The organism is Vibrio navarrensis (genome assembly GCF_015767675.1).
In the GTDB taxonomy this organism is placed as follows: domain Bacteria; phylum Pseudomonadota; class Gammaproteobacteria; order Enterobacterales; family Vibrionaceae; genus Vibrio.
This window is the reverse complement of record NZ_CP065218.1, coordinates 110,037-130,962: the sequence shown is the minus strand read 5'-3', so window position 1 is coordinate 130,962 and position 20,926 is coordinate 110,037. Positions and strand designations below refer to the sequence as shown.

The following is a 20,926-nucleotide window of genomic DNA, read 5'->3' as shown; positions in this document are numbered from 1 at the left end:
GTAATCAAGCGCCTTTTTGTTACAACTCACCCTAGCCGATGAAGAAATGAACAGCAGAAGTTCGGGTTATTGGTTGTTTGTCGAAGTTGCAGGCTCTTGATAAGCTTTTGTTCCCCAAAGTGGGACCGTTGATAAGCTGTGCTTGAAGCTGCCGGAAGTCTCTTTGGTGGAATAGGAGACGTACATTAATGTCTGATTTTTTGCATCAAAGATGCGGCGAATCTTCATCGACTTAAAAAAGACACTTTTTGATTTCTTAAACACCACCTCGCCCGAATCGGATATGTCGATGGCGGCGATCATCTCAGGGGTGATTTCCCCAGTTTGGCGGCATGCGATCGAGCTATCACTGGGATCAGCCAAGCTAAAATCCGCCTCAATACTCGCAATATGGCAGGTTACGCCGGGAACCAAAGGATCCACCAGCGTATTAAGTTTGATGTCTTTCATGGTAAACAAGCCTAAAGAGACATCACCGACTTCGTCGCTACCGCAACCGTAAAGCAGTGGCGTTGCACAAAGCAGCAGGGCTAACATCTTTGTTTTCATATACTTTTTCCTATTGACCGAGCCAATGTAAACCTAGCTACCTTAGCAGCTTTTGCGTTTATTCCCAAGTTGCCAGCAAAAGTGCAGCGGTGTCTTTCACGCTGTGGAGTGACCATTTTTTGTTAGAACAGCGGCTATAGTGCGTGGTATGGTATAAAGCTTGCTGGGAAACATAAAACACCAAGGGAACCAGTTATGAAAGCTAAACTAATTGTCGTTGTGATCACGCTGGGGTTGCTGGCTGGCTGTACTGCTTCGCCGAAGTCTACTATCTGTACTCCGAAAATTTGCGATATTTGGGATTAATTAATGCATATTGAATCGCCGCTGGTTGAGATAAAGAATCAATGGCTCCACAACCAGGTGGACTGTGAATTTCCAACCAAAGAAAGCCTGGAAGGGCTGGCGCTTTATCAGCGCTCATTAAGTGAGCGCACTTTGTTACCGCTAAGCTGCTCAGCAGGCAGAAGCAGTGACGAACTGGAACATTTTCTGGTCGATTTCCACCGTTTAACCATTCTGTTTTCCATAATGCAATCAAAGCGTTGGACAAGTGAAGCGGAACAAGCATTGATTGTGGAGTTTCTCACCCAGATTATTCTTGCTCCAGAGCATGCGCTTTATGTCAGTTTTTCAGCTGGCGAGCCAGTAGGGGCGGCCATGTTGACATATGGCGACGACCAGCTTCTGGTCTCTGATGTCATTTATCGAGACAAAACAAGGTTGGAAGAGATAGAAAAATATGTCGCAGATCTTATCGCGACCGTGCAGAAGGAAAGCCCTGTTCCAACGCCAATTTTGCTCGAGGTTTGATCGCGTTTCTGGCTCCTAGCGATCAGTAAGGGGTAATGTGAACTTTGTGACTGATTAACAAATAGTTTTCGATCTCTTTTCTTAACAACAACTCGCTATCTGCATCAGGAAGCAGAGCATGCAAATTCTTGGCTTGTGCCAATAAATAGGTGATCTCTCCTAAATATTGGCAAATTAAATCGAGTCATTGTCGTCTTTTGCTGAGCGTGTCCTTTTCTCTTCATTACCGCGTCTTATAGTGAATACCTAAGTTGCCATCATGGCGACAAAAATATTCAAATTTGGCTGGGATAAGAGAGGGCACGATGGCGATGAGTCCAATTCGGTGCGTAATTTTTGATTGTGATGGCACCTTGGTTGACAGTGAAACACTCTGTTGCCAGGCGCTCGTACGTGTCTTTGCTCGTTTTAATGTTGATGTACCGCTTGAGAAAGTGATCGCACAATTTAAAGGGGGCAAACTGGCGGACATTCTCGACGACGCCAGATCCTTGTTTGGCTTAAATGTGTCGTTAGATGTCCTAGAACCGCTCTATCGTAGTGAAGTCAATAAATTGTTTTATCGCCATCTAAAGGCCATGTCGGGGGCGGTTGCGCTGCTTGATTTTCTTACGGGAATGGGGATTGAGTACTGCGTGATCTCGAATGGCCCTAAAGACAAGATTGAGTATTCTTTGCAGCTCACAGGCTTACTAGAACGTTTTCATGGGCGCATTTTCTCGGCATTTGATGCCAATAGCTGGAAGCCAGATCCGGATCTGGTGATGTACAGCGCTTTCAATATGGGCTTTTTACCCGAAGAATGTATTTATGTTGATGATACGGCGAAAGGAGTGAAAGCCGGTTTAAGTGCGGGGATTCGGACATATTATTTGGCCAATGGTTTTCAACCAAATCAAATCCAAGATGCTCGGGTAACGAAAATTGAGCATCTGGAGGAGTTGATAGCGTTAGTCGCAGATACGAACAAGATCAGTGACAAGCAGTACTGATGTTGTGTATGTGCACGGGTTTACGATGATAAGCAGGTATTCCTTGTGCCGATTGAACGGCGCTGAAGTTTTTAGTGTGAAACCCGCAGGCGGCACAGGTAAATTTCTCTCCGTCCGATGACAGCATGTATTCATCGTTCTGGCAGAGAGGGCAGAGGATCTCATCGGTTGTGTTTATATATTTGTAAGTTGTCATTTTTAGTCACCAGCAGCAAAAAAATTGGCATCGATAGGATAGGTCAAATGTTTAACTTCACGACACTTTTTCATGCGAATTAACAAAAACTTGAGACGAGCTTCATGCTAATTATACAACTTAGTGAGTATTTGAACGTCTTTTCAGTGAAATCTCCCCAATAAATAAAAAGCTCCCTAGGGAGCTTTTTTCGTGCCATTTATACTGAACCGGCTTATTGGGTACGATACTGTTTCAATATTTGTGATAATGAAAGTGAGGCTTTGGTCAGATTAGCAACCCCCAGAGAAGACTGTTCAGCAAACCGACGAATCGCGTTTGACTGCGTACGGATATCACTGAGTTCAGCGGCGATGTCGTTAGCAACCGCACTTTGCTCTTCCGCTGAGGTCGAGATTTGAATACTCATGTCCATCAAAGAACGTGCAGAACTGGCGATGGCTTGCACATCTGAGCCAATATCGGCAATCAAGCCACTACTGGTTTTCGCTTGGTTTACTGTCTGCGCGGTGATCGAAGCAATGTTCTGGCTCTCTGTCTGCAGTTTTTCAATCATCGCTTGAATTTCAACCGTGGCTGCTTGAGTGCGACTGGCGAGAGTGCGAACTTCGTCTGCTACGACCGCAAAACCTCGACCTTGTTCACCCGCGCGGGCCGCCTCAATCGCAGCGTTCAGTGCCAGCAAGTTGGTCTGTTCTGAAATGGCGTTGATGGTGGTGATCACCTCGTTAATCTGCGTGGTGTTCTCGTTGAGCGTGGAGACCGATGTCGACGCTTTTTCAATATAGCCAGACAACCTTTCGATTTCAGCAATTGCAGATTGAACGCGTTTATGGCTACCTTCGATGTGTTGGGCATCCAACTCAGTTTGGTGTGTGGCTTGCTGGGAAATGTTTGACACTTCTTTCGCTGAAGCGGTCATCTCCTCCATGGCGGTGGCAACGGAATCGAGAGAGGAGTACTGGTTATTAATTTGTACGCCACTTTGCTTCATCTCACTTTCAAACGAGGCACTGGTTTCACTAAGAGTGGTGGCGTTTTGCTTGACACTTTTTACCAGCTGAGTCAGGGTATCCATCGCTTTATCGAGAGCACAACCTATAGTGCCGAACTCATCTCGACCGGGGTGAAAGCCCAAACGAGAGGTGAGGTCACCTTCAGCAATTTTTTGTGTGGTGGTGTAGAGCACCCACAAAGCCCCGCCCAAGAAGGTTGCTACCCAATAGCAGAAAATGGCAAATGGAATCGCCCACAGGTAGCTCAGCAAAAATGTCGTGAGAGCAGAAGAGCGCTGAGTATTGTCTGCGTTTTTGCTATTGATCGTCAGTTGATAGTATTGCCCATCGCGACCTTGCTGCACGACACGTGTTACGCCGTCTTGGTAAACAGCCGCTTGGGCGCTACTAACTCGCGATACCCCATTTTGCGCGAGGATCACGTTGGTATCATTGGTGGCGAGTATCCCTTTAAGTTGGGATTCAGCCGCCAATTTTGCTTTGCTTTCTATGTGCTCTAAGCTGGTTAAATAGTGGTTACCCGCAACGGCGGATAATGCAACAATAAACAGCGCGAAAATTACCCAGATTTTGTCATTGATGGACATCTTGATAAACAAGCGATCAATGGTTCTGAATTCAACTTCTCTCATATAAACTCCGTTTAGAGATCGATTCATGGCTAAAGTTATCGATATATTGGCTGAGATTATGAGATATAGATTAGAAAATCATGTAATAACAATTCATCCCATTCTTAAAATTGTGAACAATAGCTCATTGTTATGTCATTTCCATGACAAATGAGCTGCTCACTTGCCGTTAAGCTTTTGTACAACGTCGCGCAGTTAAATTAAAGCAAACGGTTACTTATGAGCTGTGTCTCGGAGATAGAAGTTGCGTCTTTCTTGTGTTACTAATGTGGCCTATAACAGCTGTCGTGATAAAGATAAAAGAGCAGAGTGTATTTGCTCAACACACAAGGAGGTCTTATGTCAGACCAATATCTCAAGAATGAAGAATCTCTGGAATGGTTGGATGCGCTGGAAATCGGCTTTGACCTATCTGATTATCAAGAGCAAGAATCTGGGGCGGAATCCGAGGCATAATCTCGTGTTTAAACGCCGACACTTGCCTCCCGCATTGCATTGATTGCCCATCTAGAAATGAATTTTCTTGCTCATCTGCATCTCGCCCAGTTTGCTGGCAGTAATCTGTTAGGCAATTTGCTGGGCGATTTTGTCAAAGGCGATCCCTATGCACACTACCCGAAAGCCATTGCAGACGGCATCCGTTTACATCGATTGATCGATAGCTTCACTGATCAGCATGATTTACTCAGAGAATGCAAAATGCACTTTCCAGTTGAACTAAGGCGCTTTGCCCCTATCGCGTTAGATGTGTTTTGGGATCACTGTCTAGCGCGTCATTGGTCGAACTATCACCCACAAACACTGGAGGATTTTGTCGAGCTAGCACAAAGGGCGGTCAATAACGCTCCGCAAGTGGTCTTGCCGCATCGTTTTGTCTTGGTTAACGGTAAAATTTGGTCAGGACGCTGGCTACAGTCCTACCAGTCGATGCAAAATATCGAATTTGCTTTGTCAAGAATGTCACAGCGCAGTCTACGTATGGCGCCATTAAGTGAGTGTGGTACGACGCTTGCTCGCCACTATCCATTTTTCGCCGAGCAGTTTGCGTATTTGTATCCTGAAGTGATGACGTATGCGCTCAATCAGCAGAAAGAATTGGTCTCATCGATAGTCTAATCATCTTAGCTCTGATAAAATCCGCGCTCATTTTTACGGGGGCCCCATGACAGCGAAATTTATTGAACTCGGTTTAGAACCAGCGTTGAGCGACACTTTATCTGAACTTGGTTTTTCAACACCGACACCCGTGCAGCAGCAAGCGATTCCGCCTGTCCTTGCTGGCAGAGATGTGTTGGCTGGGGCACAAACTGGGACAGGTAAAACCGCCGCGTATGGTTTACCGCTTATCCAAATGTTGTTAGCCAATCATGTGGATACTAAAGAAGAAAGAGCAACGCCAAGAGCGCTGGTGGTTGTGCCTACCCGTGAATTGGCGCAGCAGGTATTCGACAATTTGAGTCAATACGCCAAGCACACCTCGTTAAAAATCGTTACTGTTTACGGTGGCACCAGCATCAATGTTCAAGTGAAGAACTTAGCCAATGGCGTAGACATCTTGATCGCGACCCCAGGACGTCTGCTTGATCACCTGTTTACCAGAAAAACCACTTTAGTTAACGCGCACTTGTTGGTGCTCGATGAAGCCGATCGCATGTTGGACATGGGCTTCTTGCCGGATATTCAGCGAATTTTAAAGCGTATGCCAGAAGCAAGACAAACCCTGCTGTTTTCCGCAACATTTGACACTCGAATTAAAGCCTTGGCCTATCGCTTGATGAAAGAGCCGGTAGAGATCCAAGTCGCGGCGGCAAACAGCACTGCTGAGAAAGTGCGGCAGATGGTTTATCCGGTGGATAAAAAGCGCAAAAGTGAACTGTTGGCGTATTTGATCGGTTCACGCAACTGGCAGCAGGTATTGGTGTTTACCAAAACTAAGCAGGGCAGTGATCAATTGGTCAATGAACTGAAACTTGATGGCATTAAAGCAGCTTCGATAAACGGGGATAAAGCGCAAGGCGCACGTCAGAAAGCGTTGGATGATTTTAAAAGCGGTAAAGTGAGAGCCTTGATTGCTACAGATGTTGCCGCGCGTGGGCTGGATATCGCTCAGCTTGAGCAAGTTATTAACTATGACCTGCCATACAAAGCGGAAGATTATGTGCACCGCATTGGCCGTACCGGACGCGCAGGGCAAAGTGGCTTAGCTGTCTCTTTTATGTCCCACGACGAAGAGTATTTGCTGACAGCGATTGAGAATTTACTTGATCAACGTCTGCCGCAAGAGTGGTTAGCCGGCTTTGAGCCAAGTCCTGCCAGCACTTTTATTGATAACAATGCAACAGGCCAACGTAAAAGCCGTTCGGCCGACAAGCGTAAACTGAAGGCAAAGCTGAAAATTCACCAAGGGCGCGGAAAGAAAAACTGATTAAGCGTAACAAACCGCGCTGAACAGATGCTCTTCCGATAACGATTTGGGCATGGCAAGCAGGTAACCCTGGTACATGTCCAAATTGAGCAACTTCATCAAAGCGAGCTGATGCTCAGTTTCAATCCCTTCGATCACTGTCATCGAATTCATTTCATCAGCAAATTCAAGCGCTGCCAGAAGCAATGCCGTCTCACCTTGCTCGTATCTTTGTAGTAAAGAGCGATCGAGTTTGATGATGTTGGGCAGAATGTTCCTAGTTCGCTCATGCGTCGACGCTTCTACGCCAAAGTCATCAATTGCCCACATAAAACCATTACGACTGAGCGACCGAGTGGCAAATTGCAGCTCTTGCTCACAGTTAACGTGCACTTCAATCAGTTCCATGACAATTTGACTGGGTCGTAAGTTTGCCTCTTGGATTGTCCTTAGTAGAAAGTTGTAACTGAGCTCTTCATTGGCCAGTCGTTCAATGGCATGCGGCAGCACGTTCAAAAACAGATGTTTATCTCTGTAGCGGGAAAGGGCAAAGTTGCGGATATGAATAATGCGGCTCAGTCTTTCGACATTGAGCCTGTCAGTTGGCGACACATCATCGCAATGAAAGAAGAGATCAGGCCTGATTGTACTACCGTCAGCGCAGTCTATTCGTACTAAGGCTTCCAAACCGACCAAAGTCATGTCTTTCTTGTAGATCGGCTGAAAAACACTGCGCAAAGTCATATCTTTGTAGTGAGCAACGAACTGTCCATCACACGCGGTGTAAATGTATTCATCCAGTCTTTCTGCTGTTAGCGTATTCATTCTAATTAAGGCTCAAAATTCAATATGGTGAAACTGGCTCACCCAAAATTAATAAAGTTGTCAAAAATACAACGTAAAATATGCTAGCGGGTTTTGCGCCCTCGTTCTTTCTACCCCACAGGTTTTAGACTTAGCAAGCCCCCTTGTGGTTTTACTCAAGGATTATCGAAGCAGGTCAAACTTTGTTGTCGTCCTTGATATTCGTGCAGTTTCTTTATTTTACCTCGGTTGTGTAACGGATGTGCTCTCAGTTTTATATGGTTTAATGCCACTGTAAAACCGCATAAAACTGAATATATTTGCGTACCATTTGTTGGTTCTTTGTACGGCGTAACGGGTGGCCAAACTTAAGGTAACAGGGCGAAATGTTAAAACGCCCTTCTAGACTTTGGGTGAACTGGGAATCACAGGTGTAGAGAGAGATGCCTTGTTCACTGTACTCAGTGACTTGATCTGGCAATGAACCCATCCACCAATAGAGCAGTTCACGGCTGGTTTTACTGCGGCTTATCCAATGATCGCCTACCAAAAACAGCAGATCGTTTGGTTGGATAGCATAACCATATTCACTTTGCCACTCGGTGATGGACGCCAATAGATTGTCGCGACATGTTTTTCCCGCGCTGATCATGTGATGCGACAGCACCCACACTGTGCCGATATCCGACGAGATTCGGTACTGATGGGGGAGATCGGGCTGCTCAACGGTTTCCAACGCTTCAATCACACTCTCATGGTTAAACAGTCGGAGGGTGTTTTGCATGCGACGCGCAAACGCCAAAGCGAGATGATGCTCATTCATCCCGTGATTATGCACTGCTGGATAGTGTTTCTCGCAAAGCTTCAAACAATCATCCTGAAAGTTATTGACGCTTTTTATAACCAAATCGAGTAGCAAGTCATTTCCCTATCAAATACGTTTCACGGCGGGTGAGGTTAGCATGTTTGATTTTCTCCAACTAACATTTGCTTACAAGTTCTTGATCAAAACATCATATTTTTGCGCCTTTTAACATAGTGTTAACTCCTCTTACCTGTCATCCTATGCAACTGTGTTATCTGGCCCCTATTGAAAAAACTATCGATAAATCAAATGGAAAGAGCTATGTATCTCACAATGTACTTGTATAAAAATGACCTATTCTCAGGTGTTTGAAGTTCCTTCGAAATTTTCGAACAAGTTGATTCATCTGGCTAGGTCGCTGATGGGTAAAAGTTGGTAAATAATTTCGTTTAGTTTGTTTAAAAAGTTATATTAAGTCCGAGACTTATGCTTATTAACTATTTCGCAATGGGTGGTGATCTACACATGAAGGAAACTCAGGTAACACAATACAATGCGGTGGCTCGGATCTTACACTGGCTTTCGGCGGTGGTGATTGTCGCCATGTTTGCTGTCGGTTTATGGATGGTCGATCTTTCTTACTACAGTGAATGGTACAAAACTGCACCAGACTGGCATCGTTCAGTTGGCATTCTTCTGTTGCTCGTCACTGTGTTTAGACTGCTATGGAAAGCACTTACCGCTTCTCCAAAAATAGAAGGTTCTAAGCTGGAAATTGCGGCAGCTAAAGCGGCCCATCATTCGATTTATCTTCTGATGATGGTGATTTTCATATCAGGTTATCTCATCTCCACCTCTGATGGCCGTGGGATTGAAGTGTTCGGTTGGTTTACTGTGCCGAGTTTGGGTGAGTTGTTTGCAAACCAGTCAGACATCGCCGGTACGGTCCATTTCTACGCAGCTTGGCTGCTGATCGGTTTAGCGGCACTTCACGCGCTTGCTGCCTTAAAACATCACTTTGTCAACAAGGACAATACGTTAAGAAAAATGATAGGAGCTTCAAAATGAAAAAATCACTGCTTGCTACAGGGCTTGCGTTTGCGATGGCACTGCCATTTACTGCCAACGCGGCGGATTATGTGATTGATACAAAAGGGGCACACGCGTCAGTTAACTTCAAAGTTAGCCATTTGGGTTATAGTTTTATCAAAGGGCGTTTCAATAAGTTTTCTGGTGAGTTGAGCTACGATCAAAACAATATCGCCGCTTCTAAAGTGCAGGTTGTCGTTGACACTCGCAGCCTAGATTCTAATCATGCAGAGCGTGACAAGCATATCCGCAGCAGCGATTTCATCGATGCGGGTAAATTTGATTCAGCGACGTTCACCAGTACCAAAGTGGTGGACAAAGGCAATGGTAAACTGGATGTTATGGGTGACTTGACGCTACACGGTGTCACTAAACCTATCACGATTGCCGCAGAGTTTGTGGGTGCAGGTAAAGATCCATGGGGCGGTGAGCGTGTTGGTTTTACCGGTGAAACTCGCTTAGAATTGGCCGATTTCAATATCGCGGTCATGGGCGCGTCTAGCTACGTGGACATGGAATTGCATGTTGAAGGGATCAAAAAGTAAGGTTTGATTCAACAAAAAGCAAAGCCTCCATCTCGGAGGCTTTGCTGTATTAGAGAGCGTATTAAGCTCTTTCTAATTCGCGAGACATCACCAGGTTTAGTCGCTCGCCGTAGATTGGTCGTAGCGCCGCAAGTACTTCTTTGCGCGAGACCACGCCAGCGAGTTTGCCATTTTCCAGCACGGGCAAGACATGTGGCTTGCTCACTTTCATACTTTTCGCGCGCTCTTCCAAAGAGAGAGACGTCATGCGGGTGGCGATGCCCATACTGCTGGTCGGATAAAGCTGCTCCTTATCAATACAAAGAAACTCCACCACGTCGACTAAGCGGTCATTGATATCAATTGCAATCACATCACGGCTCATCAGATCCACCACCTTCTGCTCGGCATTGGGAATATAATCTTGACACCATAGGTCGACCATCACATCGTGAGCGGAGAGGAAACCGACCAAACGGCCTTCGATATCGACCACTGGAGCACTGACCAGTTGATTGTCTAACAAGGTGTCGAGTGCAGTGGCAATCGGCATTTCAACCCCTAGTACCACGGGCGCGTTATTCATGATGTCCTTGACGATATAAGCGTTTTTCATAGTAAATTCCTTAACTGACGTAATATTTTTTGTTTGTGTAATTGTGCTGATGTTGGCCGCCTTCAGTGATGGGCGGCGATAGAGGCACCAGTTTGCTAACCCGACCAGTACCGCGCCACCGACGATGTTGCCAAGCGTTACCGGGATGAGATTCGCCGTGATAAAGTGGCCAATGTTGAGATCGGTATAGTGGCTTGCCGATACACCGATTTGCGACCAAAACGCGTCCGGTGCAAAGTTGGCGATGACTATTCCAAGCGGTACCATAAACATGTTCGCCACACAGTGCTCAAAGCCGCTGCTGACAAACATGGCCACGGGTAACATGGTCATTGTGGCTTTTGTCATCGCGTTAGCGGAGCTAAATGTCAGCCAAATTGCCAAGCAGACCAACAGGTTACATAAGATACCTAACGAAAATGCTTCAACCGTGGTGTGGTGCAGTTTGTGCTGGGCAATATTGAGTGCATTCAATCCCCATTGACCACCATCCATTTGATACAGCCCGGCAGAGGTCACCAGCAGCAGCAAGAACATCGCGCCGATAAAGTTGCCGACATACACTTTTCCCCAAATAGAGAGCATTTTGCCAAAGCTGATCTGTCGATTTGCCCAAGAGATGCTTGATAGAACCGAACTGGTGAATAGCTCCCCGCCGCAGATGACAATCAGAATAAGCCCCATGCTGAATGCGAGCCCGCCAGCCAGGCGGCTTAATCCCCAGCCCGCACTGCTGCTCCCCGTTGTTACTGTGATATAGAAAAGAAACGCCAAGCCGATAAATGCACCAGCCATAATGGCGAGCCCAAGTGTCATGGCGCTGGTTTTATTCGCCTTGCTGAGTGCGAATTTCTCTGCTTCTGCCATCATCTCTTTTGGTGAAAAGTATTGTGTGTTTTCAGAGGTAGCCACTGACATATCGACTCCTTTTTTCTGAATTCATTGTTGCTCCTTAGCTCATTTATATTTGTTAATCCAAGCCTTAAGTTATAAGCCCTGACGTTGTTAGTGAGTGCGGTGTTCCCGAACCGCACAATCAGATTAAGGGGCGGTTATCTAGAGGTAAAATTGATAATTTTTAGAAAGCTCATCAAATTCTTTGATATGTAAAAAGAGAAGCGTAAAATGAAACCCATTGCTCATCAATTTGATGAGACGCTTGAATTTAGGGAGGAAATTTTGCGCTATTCGTTAAAACAGTTGGCAGTATTTGATGCCGTTGCCGATTCTGGCAGTGTCAGTCAGGCGGCGGACAAATTGGCACTCACCCAATCGGCAACGAGTATGTCGTTAGCTCAACTGGAGAAAATGCTTGGGCGCCCGCTGTTTGAGCGCCAAGGTAAGCAGATGGCTTTGACACATTGGGGAATGTGGCTTCGGCCGAAAGCGAAACGATTGTTGCAAGACGCGCAGCAAATCGAAATGGGGTTTTATGAGCAGCATTTGCTCAGTGGTGAAATCCGACTTGGCGCGAGTCAGACCCCAGCGGAACACTTGGTTCCCGATCTCATCAGTATTATTGATAACGACTTTCCAGAGATGCGCATTTCTCTTGGGGTCAAAAGTACCAAAGGGGTGATTGAGGGCGTGCTGGATTACCGCTATGACCTCGGCATCATTGAAGGGCGCTGTGATGACAATCGGCTCAATCAGGAAGTCTGGTGCCGCGATCACCTAACGGTGGTTGCTTCGGCCAACCATCCTTTTGCCAAACGTGACACGGTCAGTTTAGCGCAGCTTGAACAGGCCCGCTGGGTATTGCGTGAGCATGGTTCGGGCACTCGCAAAGTTTTTGATAGTTCCATTCATCATTTGGTGGAAGACTTGGATGTGTGGCGTGAGTATGAACACGTCCCAGTGCTGAGAAGTTTGGTGGAAAATGGCTCATATCTGACGTGCTTGCCGTATTTAGACGTTGAGCGTCACATCGAAGCGGGGCGTCTGGTTGCGCTGAATGTGCCTGAGCTCAGTATGGAACGGACCTTGTCCTTCATCTGGCGCGCAGATATGGCAGAAAATCCTTTGCTTGAGTGCATCAAGAGGGAGGGGCTACGTATGATGAAAGGGCGTCCAACGGTGTTGTAAGCAGAGTACAGTTCAGTTTTTAGACTCAAAACAATCATACCTAAATCTGTTGATTTATCGGTTGCGTCAAATTATCAATGCAATAAGTGAAAACTATTATTTCCTATTGTGATCATTATCACTAGAGGGTGAAGGCGTTTCACTTAGTATTGTTGCCTGATTGAGTTGTGAGTATGCAGATGCAGTTACTCACCGGTTTGGGTCGAGAATACTATGAGTACATTAGTCGCTATTTCGCTGACAACAGGCATTCTGTCTGGCATTTGGGGATGGATTGCCATCTCGTTTGGGCTTTTATCTTGGGCTGGCTTCTTAGGATGCACCAGCTATTTTGCCTCGCCTAACGCTGGTGTTAAGGGCTTGATTGAAAGCTTGCTCACCAATATGACAGGTGTGTTTTGGGCGATGGTGATCATCTACGGTTCGACATTCGCTGGCCTTGAGATTCTTGGCTATGTGATAACCGCTGTAGTGGCGTTTCTTATGTGTATTCAAGCGAAACAAACTTGGTTGGCTTACATTCCCGGAACGTTCATCGGTTCGTGTGCAACATTTGCTGCGGATGGTAACTGGCAGTTGGTTGTCCCTTCACTGTTGTTGGGCGGCGTCTTTGGTTACCTGATGAAAACATCTGGCCTGTGGCTTCACCAGAAATCAGTCACTACATCACTTGCAAGGCAAGCGTGAGGTAGACCCCCCGATCTATTTGTATCCCTGTGTAGAGTTTAATCCCGCTTTATACTTTCTATCAGTCAATATGATACTTGATACAAGCGCATCTTTTCAGATGCGCTTTTTTTCTCTTCGGTGTTTTGGATGGGAGATGCAGCCAAGTTGATATGTGTCATCATTCGCATTGATGTTTATTTGAAATGTATTGGTATCTCTTCATGCAACTAGGTGTTGCCATTGGCCATCGTTACCACGCGTTTCAGTGTCCAACGCAGCAACACCGGGATACATTCCACGCCATTGAGCTCACAGTGAGAAACAATCGCCAGCGCCAAATCGGGCTTAGCGTGTTTCTTCAATACACGCGTGACGACTTTTTTCGCCGGGATCGGATGTTCATAAGGAATTTTGATAAGGTCCCTAAAGAACTTATCAAAGCCATGATTATATAGAAAATGCTCAATGTCGTGATCGGGTAATTCGGTTAAGCGATGGCGTGCTTGGTCGTGGCCGAGCATCGAACGCACGGTTGTTGCGTATTTTTTCCCTGCGGCGTCGCCATCGGTGACAACATGCCAATCGATGCCAAATGCTTTAGCCACTTTGATCAAAGAACGTAAGCCAGACTGTGCGAACTCGATGATCTGTACTCCCTCCGCGGCCAGATTATAGCCGCATTGATTGGCCAGCTCGTTAAACAGCCATACCTCGGTTTCTCCTTCTACCAACAACCAGCAACGGGCAAACAGCGCTCCAGAGCGGTGAAAGCGAATGTGAAAACCAATCTTGCGCAACTCATCGACGCTAAAGCGGTGCGACTGAATCGATTTAGCGATGGTGCGATCCGATTGACGAATTAAGCGGCGAAGCGAGGCCAGTGGCACAGAACCCAGCAGCGCGCCACTGTTGGTGGTGAGAATCTTCTGCATGGGCAACATTTGCAGCAAGCTCCAAGCGCGAGCGAGATGTGTGGGATGCAGACGACCTTCAGGATCTTCAATGATCAAAATCGGCCTTGCACAACGGCGTAAATCGCCCGGACCTTTAGCTTGTAGATAGGCGTTTAGCAAGCCCATCAAAAGGAGTCTGGTCTGTTTGTTGTTCGTCTCTTCAATAAATTGGCTAAGGTTTTTTTCAGAAGAGGTTGAATTGTAGAACAGGCCATCGCGTGGTTTGCGCGGGTCATTTTTACTGACACTTTTGAAAGAGAAGTAATGTTCAATCAGAGAATGCATTGATTTTAAACTGCTGCGCATTTCCCCCTTGTTCACATGGCCAGGAATGGCCATCAGCCTGCGGCAGGTATTGTCGATACGTTTTTCAATCCGTGCATTTTTACCGTTGGCTGTTGAGCCTGGTAGTTCAGGAAACTGGCGAGAGTCACGCAGGCGAATCACCGGGTGCAATGACATTAGCTCTTGGGCAATTTTTTCCGAATGGTGAAGGCTTTTGGTCGAACCATCAAGATTCAAAAAGGCGTAACTGGTCGAAATGTCGTAGCCGTTACGCGACGCGCTGATACGGTAAAAAATACGGTGATCGCCGTTGTCATCTCTGCACCAAACCGGTTTCAATCGTCGGTAACGGCCCGCTTTGTTTTCGTGTCTGTCGGTAGAACGAAAACAGAGCACAATTTGTAGATGCTGCGTTTGTGGATGAGAAATGGAGTAGTCGACATGAAAATCGGACATCTGAAATTGGTATGGCACGCCATTAGGAGGCAGGACCACCGACAAGGCATCCAACAGAGACGATTTACCCCAGGTATTTTCGCCAATTAAAGTGGTTAATTCATCAAACGCAAGGGATAACCGTTTGATACCACGAAAGCCAGCAACTTCGATCCGTTCTAACAACATAGGCATCCTCCTGAGACATCGCTGCACCACTAATTATCTGAATGTAAAGTGAAAGGTGCTGATAGTAAGCATATGTCAATTTCTAAGCGCTTGTTTGTTATGGAGTCACAAATTGCGTGCGCTTGGCGATTTATTAAACATTCATGACCAACAGGCTGTGACAACCGACTCAGTCACTTTTTCTTTTTGCATTGGAGTTTCATAAAATTCACGATTCTGTCATCATTCTGTTCTAAGTATAAAGGAATGAAGAGAGAGAAAGTGACTATGATAAAAACGCATAAGCCAGTCACGCTGAAACTGGCACACATCAATGACACTCATTCCTATTTTGAGCCAACGTCATTACAGCTCGCGATTCAAATCGGCGAGAACCTCATTGAACCTTACGTAAGTGCAGGCGGCTTTGCTCGTATCGCGACTCGCGCCCAACAGATCAAACAAGAAGCGGAGAGACAGAAAAAAGGGTTTCTTTTCTTGCACGCTGGAGATTGTTTCCAAGGCACGCTCTATTTTTCCCTATTTAAAGGCAAAGCCAATGCGGATCTGCTCAATACCTTGGCCATTGATGCGATGGCGTTGGGAAATCACGAGCTGGATATGGGCAATGAGCCGGTCGCGGAGTTTGTCCGTCGGGTTCGGTTTCCTCTGCTCGCTGGTAACTGGAATTTGAGTCATGAACGGCAAGACAAAGCATTAACACTACGTGATGCGGACAACGTGAAGAGTTTTCAAAGCGAAACGCACACCGCAGACTACATCATCAAAGAGATCGACGGTGAACCCGTAGCCATTTTTGGCCTGTCGCTGGATAAAATGGCCGACATTGCCAACCCCGACCCGGATACGCCGTTTGAAAATTCAATAGATACTGCGCGAAATACGGTTGAACTGTTGCAGCATCGTGGCATCAATAAAATCATCTTGCTTAGTCACCTTGGCTATGAAGGCGATATTGAACTGGCACGTCAGGTGGATGGCATCGCGCTTATTATCGGTGGACACAGCCACAGGTTACAGGGTGACTTTAGCGCAGTCGGACTCGGAAAAGATGACGACTATGGTTTGAAAATTAACGAGACATTCATTGTGCAAGCAGGTTACCACTCGATGACCATGGGCCACTGTGAAATCCAGTTTGAAGCCGATGGTCGAGTGAGTAACTTCCAGGGGCGCAATGAGCTGCTGATTGGTCGGCGTATGTTCCTCGATCCTGGCCTTAACCAACAAGGGACTTGCGATTGGTATAATCAAGCGGCTGATTTTATTGATGGGCAGCTCAATGTGGTGGTGTGCAAAAAGGATGAACAAATCCAAGATATTATGCACAACAAATACATTCCTCGAGTGAGAAAGCTGCAGCAGTCGATCATCGCCAACGCAGAGCAAAAGTTACGTCACGTACGAATTCCTGATGACGAAGGTCCGAGCTCCTTAGCGCCACTCGTGGCCGCGTCTTTTGTCCATGCACTGAATAAGCGACGTCATAACGTTCAGTTTGCGCTACATAACGCCGGTGGCGTAAGAAACTCGCTAAATCCCGGAGAAGTCTCGGTGGCCGATGTGGCCGGAAAACTGCTGCCTTTTGCCGTTCCTGTCGGTTTTTATGATGTACAGGGGAAGACGATTGCCGCGGCTATTGAGGGCGCGATTAATAACGCCATCAATAATGGTGTTGAAGGTACGGGGTCTGGAAGCTATCCATACACTTACGGCTTGCGCTTTGATTATCAGCCGCATAACCCGATGGGACAACGGATTGAAAATCTACAAATCTTGAACTCGGGTCATTGGCAGAATGTCGAGGCGGATGTGTGGTATCGCGGCACATCGTCAGCCTACACCATGAAAGGCAAAGAGGGCTACGAAGCGTTGGGTAAGATGAAAGGCGATGGTTTTGTCAGTACGCTATCGATGGCGGACTGTTTTATTGAATACCTACAAGATGTACCGAATGTGCTAAATGAGTCAGTGAGTGTTTCGTCCAACAGGTTAAAACTGGTATAGAGTTTGCTGTGTTTCCTGCGGAAAATGGGGGAAACAGATATGTGGAATAAAGATTGGATGGACACGGCCGTGGTCGTCTGTTGGGTCGCAATATGGTCAACGCTGGTATACCTAGTTCCGCTAGGCGGCATGTAGCCAAAACAGATCAAGAGAGCTTCGGCTCTCTTTTGTTTTAGGCCAAGAAGATTATTTAGAGATTCATTCTGGATCCACTAACAAGAGTGGAATAAAATAGCTGAGTTTGGGGAGTAGTTAGCGTAAGTTTATTTGTCGTCATCCCGTTAGGCTAAGGCCTTTCCGGCAATTAAAGGTGTTTATCCAGTTGAGCCAATCGGCTTGCGACTGTGATAGTCACTTTAACGAGACCAACGCATGCACAGAGTGTCAAAGCCCAAGGCTTTGGCGAGATTTGTTGTTTGCGGAAGGTCCCGAACGATGAGGTTCCTTCTGCTTTGGAGGAAACCATGTCCCCGATTGTATCTACTTCGCTATTGGCTGAATCTACGCCGTTTTTTACCAGCAGTGCTGCTATGTATGGCAGCTTTGCATTGCTCACCCTTGTTTTAGTCTCTCTTGATATTTGGCAAACTCGCGGCGGTTCTATTTCGATGCGCCGCGCACTGGGCTGGAGCTTAATGTGGTTTCTCTTGGCGTTTGTCTTTGCCGCGACCATTTTTCTTTGCTGGGACAGTTACGTTCCCAACAGTTCGTATAGTCACCAAGAAGCGACGATGGCTTTCTTAACGGGTTACCTACTGGAAAAATCGTTAAGTGTCGATAATCTGTTTGTTTTTGCGATTATTTTTACACAGTACCAAGTGCCAGAGTCGCTGCGTCCACGTGCTTTGCTCTGGGGCGTGATCGGCGCATTAATACTGCGAGCCATCATGATTGCCGTCGGCGCGCAACTTCTTGCACAGTACCATTGGATTTTGTATCTGTTTGCGGCATTTTTGATTTGGACGGGCATTCAACTTGCTCGGGAGAAAGATGAACAAACGTCGCTCAACCCGTTGCCAGAACGTTTGCTCCGACGCTATTTCAAAGTCACTGACACCTTTCATGGTCAATCGCTGATCGTGAAACGCGCAGGGCAGTGGTTTGCCACGCCGATGCTGATTGTCATCGCTGTGATTGCCGTGATGGATGTGATGTTCGCTTTGGACTCTATTCCGGCTATTTTCGCTGTCACCCAAGAGCCGTTTCTTGTCCTTGCGGCGAATGTGTTTGCTCTGCTGGGGCTACGCCCACTCTATTTTGTACTGCAAGCCATGATGGATAAGTTCGTTTACCTAAAACCCGCTTTGTCGATCATCATGGTGTTTATAGGTGTGAAAATGCTGCTTGTCGGTTCTGCGTATGAGATCCCAACATTGTGGTCGCTGAGTTTTCTGTTGTTTGTCATGACATCAGCCATTGTGGCTTCTCTCAAGGTAAATCAAAAGAGGGCTAAGCAAGCGCTTATTAGCCTTAATATAACTAATCAAAATAGTGAGAAGTGATGGTGTTGAAAGTGAAGTTAAAAATATTTAATGTGAAAAATATGTGAAATTCGTCCGTTTGACTAGGTGCTGATTTTGAGTTTATGCAGCTATTTTGGCTAATTTGTGAATTTTAATGCATAAAAGAGTATTGGTTAGTCTTAGGGTGTGTTAATGGTTTGTTTTATTAGAAAAAATAATCTGAATTGTTAAAAATAGTCATTTTTTGACCATGGAAAAAAGCCCTATTATTCAGCCAACGAAACGAGAACGTTGAAAGATTTTAAGAGAGGCAATCATGGCACAAGCGATGCACATCAACAATGTAGCTTTACCAACCTCTATGGATAAGAGAACCTATTCGGTTAACTTCAAAGGATTGATTGCTCACCTATTGGATATTCTTCTCGTCGATAACAGTGCTCAGCGCAGTTATTACACAGAAGAGTTGCCACTACATCTGCAACGAGATATCGGTATGTACCGCTAATCTCGCGCAAAGAAAACAAAAGCCGACGCCAATGTCGGCTTTTATTTTTTCTGCTCCCGATGCGGTAAATACGTAGTTTGCGGCTAACCCGCTGTGATACAGTAATGCAAATTATTCTTACTCCTTCCTCCTATGTCTACAAAACTCGAATCTTGGCTGCCCATTGGTGTGCGTTATATGCTTTTGTCTGCGTTGGGCTTTGCGCTTATGTCAGCCAGCGTGAAATACGTCAGTGTGCATGGTATTCCGTTGTTTGAGATTGTCGCCGCACGTGCGTTGGTATCTCTCATCCTCAGTTACGCGGATGTCAAAAGAAAACGCATCTCGATTTGGGGCAACAATAAAGGACTGCTATTCGCCCGTGGCACGGTCGGTACCGTCGCACTGATGTGCGTTTACTACTCAGTGACCACCTTGCCCTTGGCTGAAGCCACCATTTTGCAATACGTTCATCCGTTGTTTACTGCGCTTTTGGCGGTCCTCTTTTTACAAGAGCGGGTTCAGATATCCACTCTTGCCTGCATTGGACTGTGCTTACTCGGCCTTTTTTGCATGGTCTACCCAACACTTGGTCAGCATGCGGTAAGCGAGTTACCGATGTTCAGTGTTGCTATCGCTTTGCTTGGTGCGTTCGGTAGCTCAATAGCGTATGTGATAGTGAGAAAGTTAAGCCGCACCGAAGACAGTTCGGTGATCATCTTTTACTTTCCTCTGGTCGCCTTGCCGACAGCGTCGCTTTTAATTGGTGATGACTTTGTTCTTCCGGATCTCTGGTTAGTTTTTGCCCTGGTTTTGGTCGGTATTTTTACTCAAATTGGCCAGTTTGGTTTAACTAAGGCAATGCAAACGCAAACCGCTGGGAAAGCGTCTGCCTACTCTTATGTGCAAATTGTCTTTTCTGCGTTGCTGGGGGTATGGCTATTTAACGAAATCCCTTCTTTTTGGACTTTTCTTGGCGGGGCATTGATTGTGTTCGGTGCGCTAATTAATGTTTTTGGGCCTAAATTGAGCGGTTTTTGGCAACGTGCTCGGTAACCTGATCTTGCTCGAAGAGGCGATTTGGGGCTATGCCATCTAACGAAAAACAAAAAAAGGCGCCTCATTGAGACGCCTGATTTTCGAAACGAGCAAGGCTTATTTCTTACGGCAGTATTCTGCGATCACGTACATTGACTGACCGCCATTCACTTTACCAGAAACCAATTTAGGATCGTCACTTAGGCTAATGCCGCGGATAACGGTACCTTGTTTGATAACTTGGTTAGTGCCTTTGATTGGCAGATCTTTGATAACCGTAACATCGTCGCCTTTTTTCAGTTCAGCGCCATTACAGTCAACGGTTTTGTCGTCTGCAGACATTCCTTTCATCGCCCAAGTTTTTTGCTCTTCTTCCATGTACATCATGTCGAGTGCATCTTGAGCCCAAGTTTCGGTGTTGAGGCGAGTCAGTTGGCGCCATGCTGTCACTTGAACGGCTGGCACTTGGCTCCACATGCTGTCGCTTAGGCAACGCCAGTGGTTAATGTCTTTTGGCTCATCGATTTCGCTCAAACACTTGTCACAGACCATAATCGCAGTATCCACAGTCACGTGAGTGTGCGGTGGTACAGGGTAGGCCGATAGCGAAGAATCAGAACAACACAATTCACATTTAGACTGGCAACGATCCAGCAGAGTTGCTTCGATAGACATGAGAACTCACCTTAGTAGTATTAATTTGAGGCGGTATTATCCACTTTATCCTGAGAATTAAAAGGGTTTAGAAAATTAAAGTGAGTATTTTACAGATTTTCCAATCTAAAAAGAGGATTGGGTTAAGTAACAAATGCTCAACTTATATATCCTCCAATAAAATGCCCAGTGTCATAGAGAACACTGGGCATTGACTCAAC

Annotated in this window: 19 protein-coding genes; 12 read left to right on the top strand and 7 right to left on the bottom strand. The window is 46.2% G+C overall.

Annotated features, from left to right (window positions below; genetic code table 11):
* Positions 1–66: 66 nt before the first annotated feature.
* Complete coding sequence (locus tag I3X05_RS17435; RefSeq protein ID WP_045572213.1) at positions 67–549, bottom strand: CreA family protein; 483 nt, start codon at positions 547–549, stop codon at positions 67–69.
* Between the two features lie 309 nt (positions 550–858).
* Here I3X05_RS17435 and I3X05_RS17430 point away from each other — a divergent pair, with 309 nt between their 5' ends.
* Together I3X05_RS17430 and I3X05_RS17425 are read left to right on the top strand one after the other, a co-directional pair.
* A complete protein-coding gene (locus I3X05_RS17430; RefSeq protein WP_193187121.1) occupies positions 859–1,362 on the top strand; it encodes a hypothetical protein in 504 nt (167 codons plus the stop codon).
* 305 nt (positions 1,363–1,667) lie between these two features.
* Positions 1,668–2,354, top strand: coding sequence for an HAD-IA family hydrolase (locus tag I3X05_RS17425; RefSeq protein WP_045572215.1), 687 nt, complete (start codon positions 1,668–1,670; stop codon positions 2,352–2,354).
* Between the two features lie 410 nt (positions 2,355–2,764).
* On the opposite strand, the gene I3X05_RS17420 is transcribed toward I3X05_RS17425, so the two are convergent.
* Complete coding sequence (locus I3X05_RS17420) at positions 2,765–4,198, bottom strand: methyl-accepting chemotaxis protein (protein ID WP_193167669.1); 1,434 nt, start codon at positions 4,196–4,198, stop codon at positions 2,765–2,767.
* 513 nt (positions 4,199–4,711) lie between these two features.
* Here I3X05_RS17420 and I3X05_RS17415 point away from each other — a divergent pair.
* A complete protein-coding gene (locus I3X05_RS17415; RefSeq protein WP_045572217.1) occupies positions 4,712–5,314 on the top strand; it encodes an ACP phosphodiesterase in 603 nt (200 codons plus the stop codon).
* A 46-nt stretch (positions 5,315–5,360) separates the two neighbouring features.
* Entirely contained in the window at positions 5,361–6,623 is a 1,263-nt protein-coding gene (locus I3X05_RS17410; protein WP_045572218.1) for a DEAD/DEAH box helicase, read from the top strand.
* Here I3X05_RS17410 and I3X05_RS17405 read toward each other — a convergent pair whose 3' ends face one another.
* Together I3X05_RS17405 and I3X05_RS17400 are read right to left on the bottom strand one after the other, a co-directional pair.
* Entirely contained in the window at positions 6,624–7,427 is an 804-nt protein-coding gene (locus tag I3X05_RS17405; RefSeq protein ID WP_193167670.1) for an EAL domain-containing protein, read from the bottom strand. It abuts the gene before it with no gap.
* 262 nt (positions 7,428–7,689) lie between these two features.
* Positions 7,690–8,325 carry a hypothetical protein gene (locus tag I3X05_RS17400; RefSeq protein ID WP_045572220.1) on the bottom strand — a complete coding sequence of 212 codons (636 nt, stop codon included), beginning with the start codon at positions 8,323–8,325 and terminating at the stop codon, positions 7,690–7,692.
* Between the two features lie 411 nt (positions 8,326–8,736).
* Here I3X05_RS17400 and I3X05_RS17395 point away from each other — a divergent pair, with 411 nt between their 5' ends.
* A complete protein-coding gene (locus I3X05_RS17395; RefSeq protein ID WP_045572296.1) occupies positions 8,737–9,279 on the top strand; it encodes a cytochrome b in 543 nt (180 codons plus the stop codon).
* Complete coding sequence (locus I3X05_RS17390; protein WP_337971335.1) at positions 9,276–9,845, top strand: YceI family protein; 570 nt, start codon at positions 9,276–9,278, stop codon at positions 9,843–9,845. The genes I3X05_RS17395 and I3X05_RS17390 overlap by 4 nt, the downstream gene beginning before the upstream one ends.
* Positions 9,846–9,906: 61 nt before the next feature.
* Here I3X05_RS17390 and focA read toward each other — a convergent pair whose 3' ends face one another.
* The gene (gene focA, locus I3X05_RS17385; RefSeq protein WP_337971334.1) at positions 9,907–11,358 is read right to left on the bottom strand and encodes a formate transporter FocA; all 1,452 of its coding nucleotides are present in this window, start codon (positions 11,356–11,358) and stop codon (positions 9,907–9,909) included.
* Between the two features lie 261 nt (positions 11,359–11,619).
* Between focA and I3X05_RS17380 the strand changes: the two genes are divergently transcribed.
* Complete coding sequence (locus I3X05_RS17380) at positions 11,620–12,525, top strand: LysR substrate-binding domain-containing protein (RefSeq protein WP_039435159.1); 906 nt, start codon at positions 11,620–11,622, stop codon at positions 12,523–12,525.
* Positions 12,526–12,738: 213 nt separating this feature from the next.
* Entirely contained in the window at positions 12,739–13,212 is a 474-nt protein-coding gene (locus tag I3X05_RS17375) for a DUF1097 domain-containing protein (protein WP_039427557.1), read from the top strand.
* 209 nt (positions 13,213–13,421) lie between these two features.
* Here the strand turns inward: I3X05_RS17375 and I3X05_RS17370 are convergent, their stop codons facing one another.
* A complete protein-coding gene (locus I3X05_RS17370; protein ID WP_193187133.1) occupies positions 13,422–15,056 on the bottom strand; it encodes an ATP-dependent endonuclease in 1,635 nt (544 codons plus the stop codon).
* A 246-nt stretch (positions 15,057–15,302) separates the two neighbouring features.
* Between I3X05_RS17370 and I3X05_RS17365 the strand changes: the two genes are divergently transcribed.
* The 4 genes from I3X05_RS17365 (at position 15,303) to I3X05_RS17350 (ending at position 20,069) form a co-directional block, all read left to right on the top strand.
* On the top strand, positions 15,303–17,063 hold the full coding sequence (locus I3X05_RS17365; protein WP_045572224.1) for a bifunctional metallophosphatase/5'-nucleotidase: 1,761 nt from the start codon (positions 15,303–15,305) through the stop codon (positions 17,061–17,063).
* A 464-nt stretch (positions 17,064–17,527) separates the two neighbouring features.
* Positions 17,528–18,565 (top strand): TerC/Alx family metal homeostasis membrane protein, encoded by a 1,038-nt coding sequence (locus tag I3X05_RS17360; RefSeq protein WP_193167674.1) that lies wholly within the window; start codon positions 17,528–17,530, stop codon positions 18,563–18,565.
* 277 nt (positions 18,566–18,842) lie between these two features.
* The gene (locus tag I3X05_RS17355) at positions 18,843–19,034 is read left to right on the top strand and encodes a hypothetical protein (RefSeq protein ID WP_193187139.1); all 192 of its coding nucleotides are present in this window, start codon (positions 18,843–18,845) and stop codon (positions 19,032–19,034) included.
* A gap of 132 nt (positions 19,035–19,166) precedes the next feature.
* Entirely contained in the window at positions 19,167–20,069 is a 903-nt protein-coding gene (locus I3X05_RS17350) for a DMT family transporter (RefSeq protein WP_193167676.1), read from the top strand.
* 99 nt (positions 20,070–20,168) lie between these two features.
* Here the strand turns inward: I3X05_RS17350 and I3X05_RS17345 are convergent, their stop codons facing one another.
* Positions 20,169–20,726 (bottom strand): PhnA domain-containing protein, encoded by a 558-nt coding sequence (locus tag I3X05_RS17345; RefSeq protein ID WP_045572228.1) that lies wholly within the window; start codon positions 20,724–20,726, stop codon positions 20,169–20,171.
* Positions 20,727–20,926 lie beyond the last annotated feature (200 nt).

What these genes read in the sequence shown, in the direction of transcription:
- I3X05_RS17435 (WP_045572213.1), bottom strand. Translation starts at nt 549, where the DNA reads ATGAAAACAAAGATGTTAGCCCTGCTGCTTTGTGCAACGCCACTGCTT.
- I3X05_RS17430 (WP_193187121.1), top strand. Translation starts at nt 859, where the DNA reads ATGCATATTGAATCGCCGCTGGTTGAGATAAAGAATCAATGGCTCCAC.
- I3X05_RS17425 (WP_045572215.1), top strand. Translation starts at nt 1,668, where the DNA reads ATGGCGATGAGTCCAATTCGGTGCGTAATTTTTGATTGTGATGGCACC.
- I3X05_RS17420 (WP_193167669.1), bottom strand. Translation starts at nt 4,198, where the DNA reads ATGAGAGAAGTTGAATTCAGAACCATTGATCGCTTGTTTATCAAGATG.
- I3X05_RS17415 (WP_045572217.1), top strand. Translation starts at nt 4,712, where the DNA reads ATGAATTTTCTTGCTCATCTGCATCTCGCCCAGTTTGCTGGCAGTAAT.
- I3X05_RS17410 (WP_045572218.1), top strand. Translation starts at nt 5,361, where the DNA reads ATGACAGCGAAATTTATTGAACTCGGTTTAGAACCAGCGTTGAGCGAC.
- I3X05_RS17405 (WP_193167670.1), bottom strand. Translation starts at nt 7,427, where the DNA reads ATGAATACGCTAACAGCAGAAAGACTGGATGAATACATTTACACCGCG.
- I3X05_RS17395 (WP_045572296.1), top strand. Translation starts at nt 8,737, where the DNA reads ATGAAGGAAACTCAGGTAACACAATACAATGCGGTGGCTCGGATCTTA.
- I3X05_RS17390 (WP_337971335.1), top strand. Translation starts at nt 9,276, where the DNA reads ATGAAAAAATCACTGCTTGCTACAGGGCTTGCGTTTGCGATGGCACTG.
- focA (WP_337971334.1), bottom strand. Translation starts at nt 11,358, where the DNA reads ATGTCAGTGGCTACCTCTGAAAACACACAATACTTTTCACCAAAAGAG.
- I3X05_RS17375 (WP_039427557.1), top strand. Translation starts at nt 12,739, where the DNA reads ATGAGTACATTAGTCGCTATTTCGCTGACAACAGGCATTCTGTCTGGC.
- I3X05_RS17370 (WP_193187133.1), bottom strand. Translation starts at nt 15,056, where the DNA reads ATGTTGTTAGAACGGATCGAAGTTGCTGGCTTTCGTGGTATCAAACGG.
- I3X05_RS17365 (WP_045572224.1), top strand. Translation starts at nt 15,303, where the DNA reads ATGAAGAGAGAGAAAGTGACTATGATAAAAACGCATAAGCCAGTCACG.
- I3X05_RS17360 (WP_193167674.1), top strand. Translation starts at nt 17,528, where the DNA reads ATGTCCCCGATTGTATCTACTTCGCTATTGGCTGAATCTACGCCGTTT.
- I3X05_RS17355 (WP_193187139.1), top strand. Translation starts at nt 18,843, where the DNA reads ATGGCACAAGCGATGCACATCAACAATGTAGCTTTACCAACCTCTATG.
- I3X05_RS17350 (WP_193167676.1), top strand. Translation starts at nt 19,167, where the DNA reads ATGTCTACAAAACTCGAATCTTGGCTGCCCATTGGTGTGCGTTATATG.
- I3X05_RS17345 (WP_045572228.1), bottom strand. Translation starts at nt 20,726, where the DNA reads ATGTCTATCGAAGCAACTCTGCTGGATCGTTGCCAGTCTAAATGTGAA.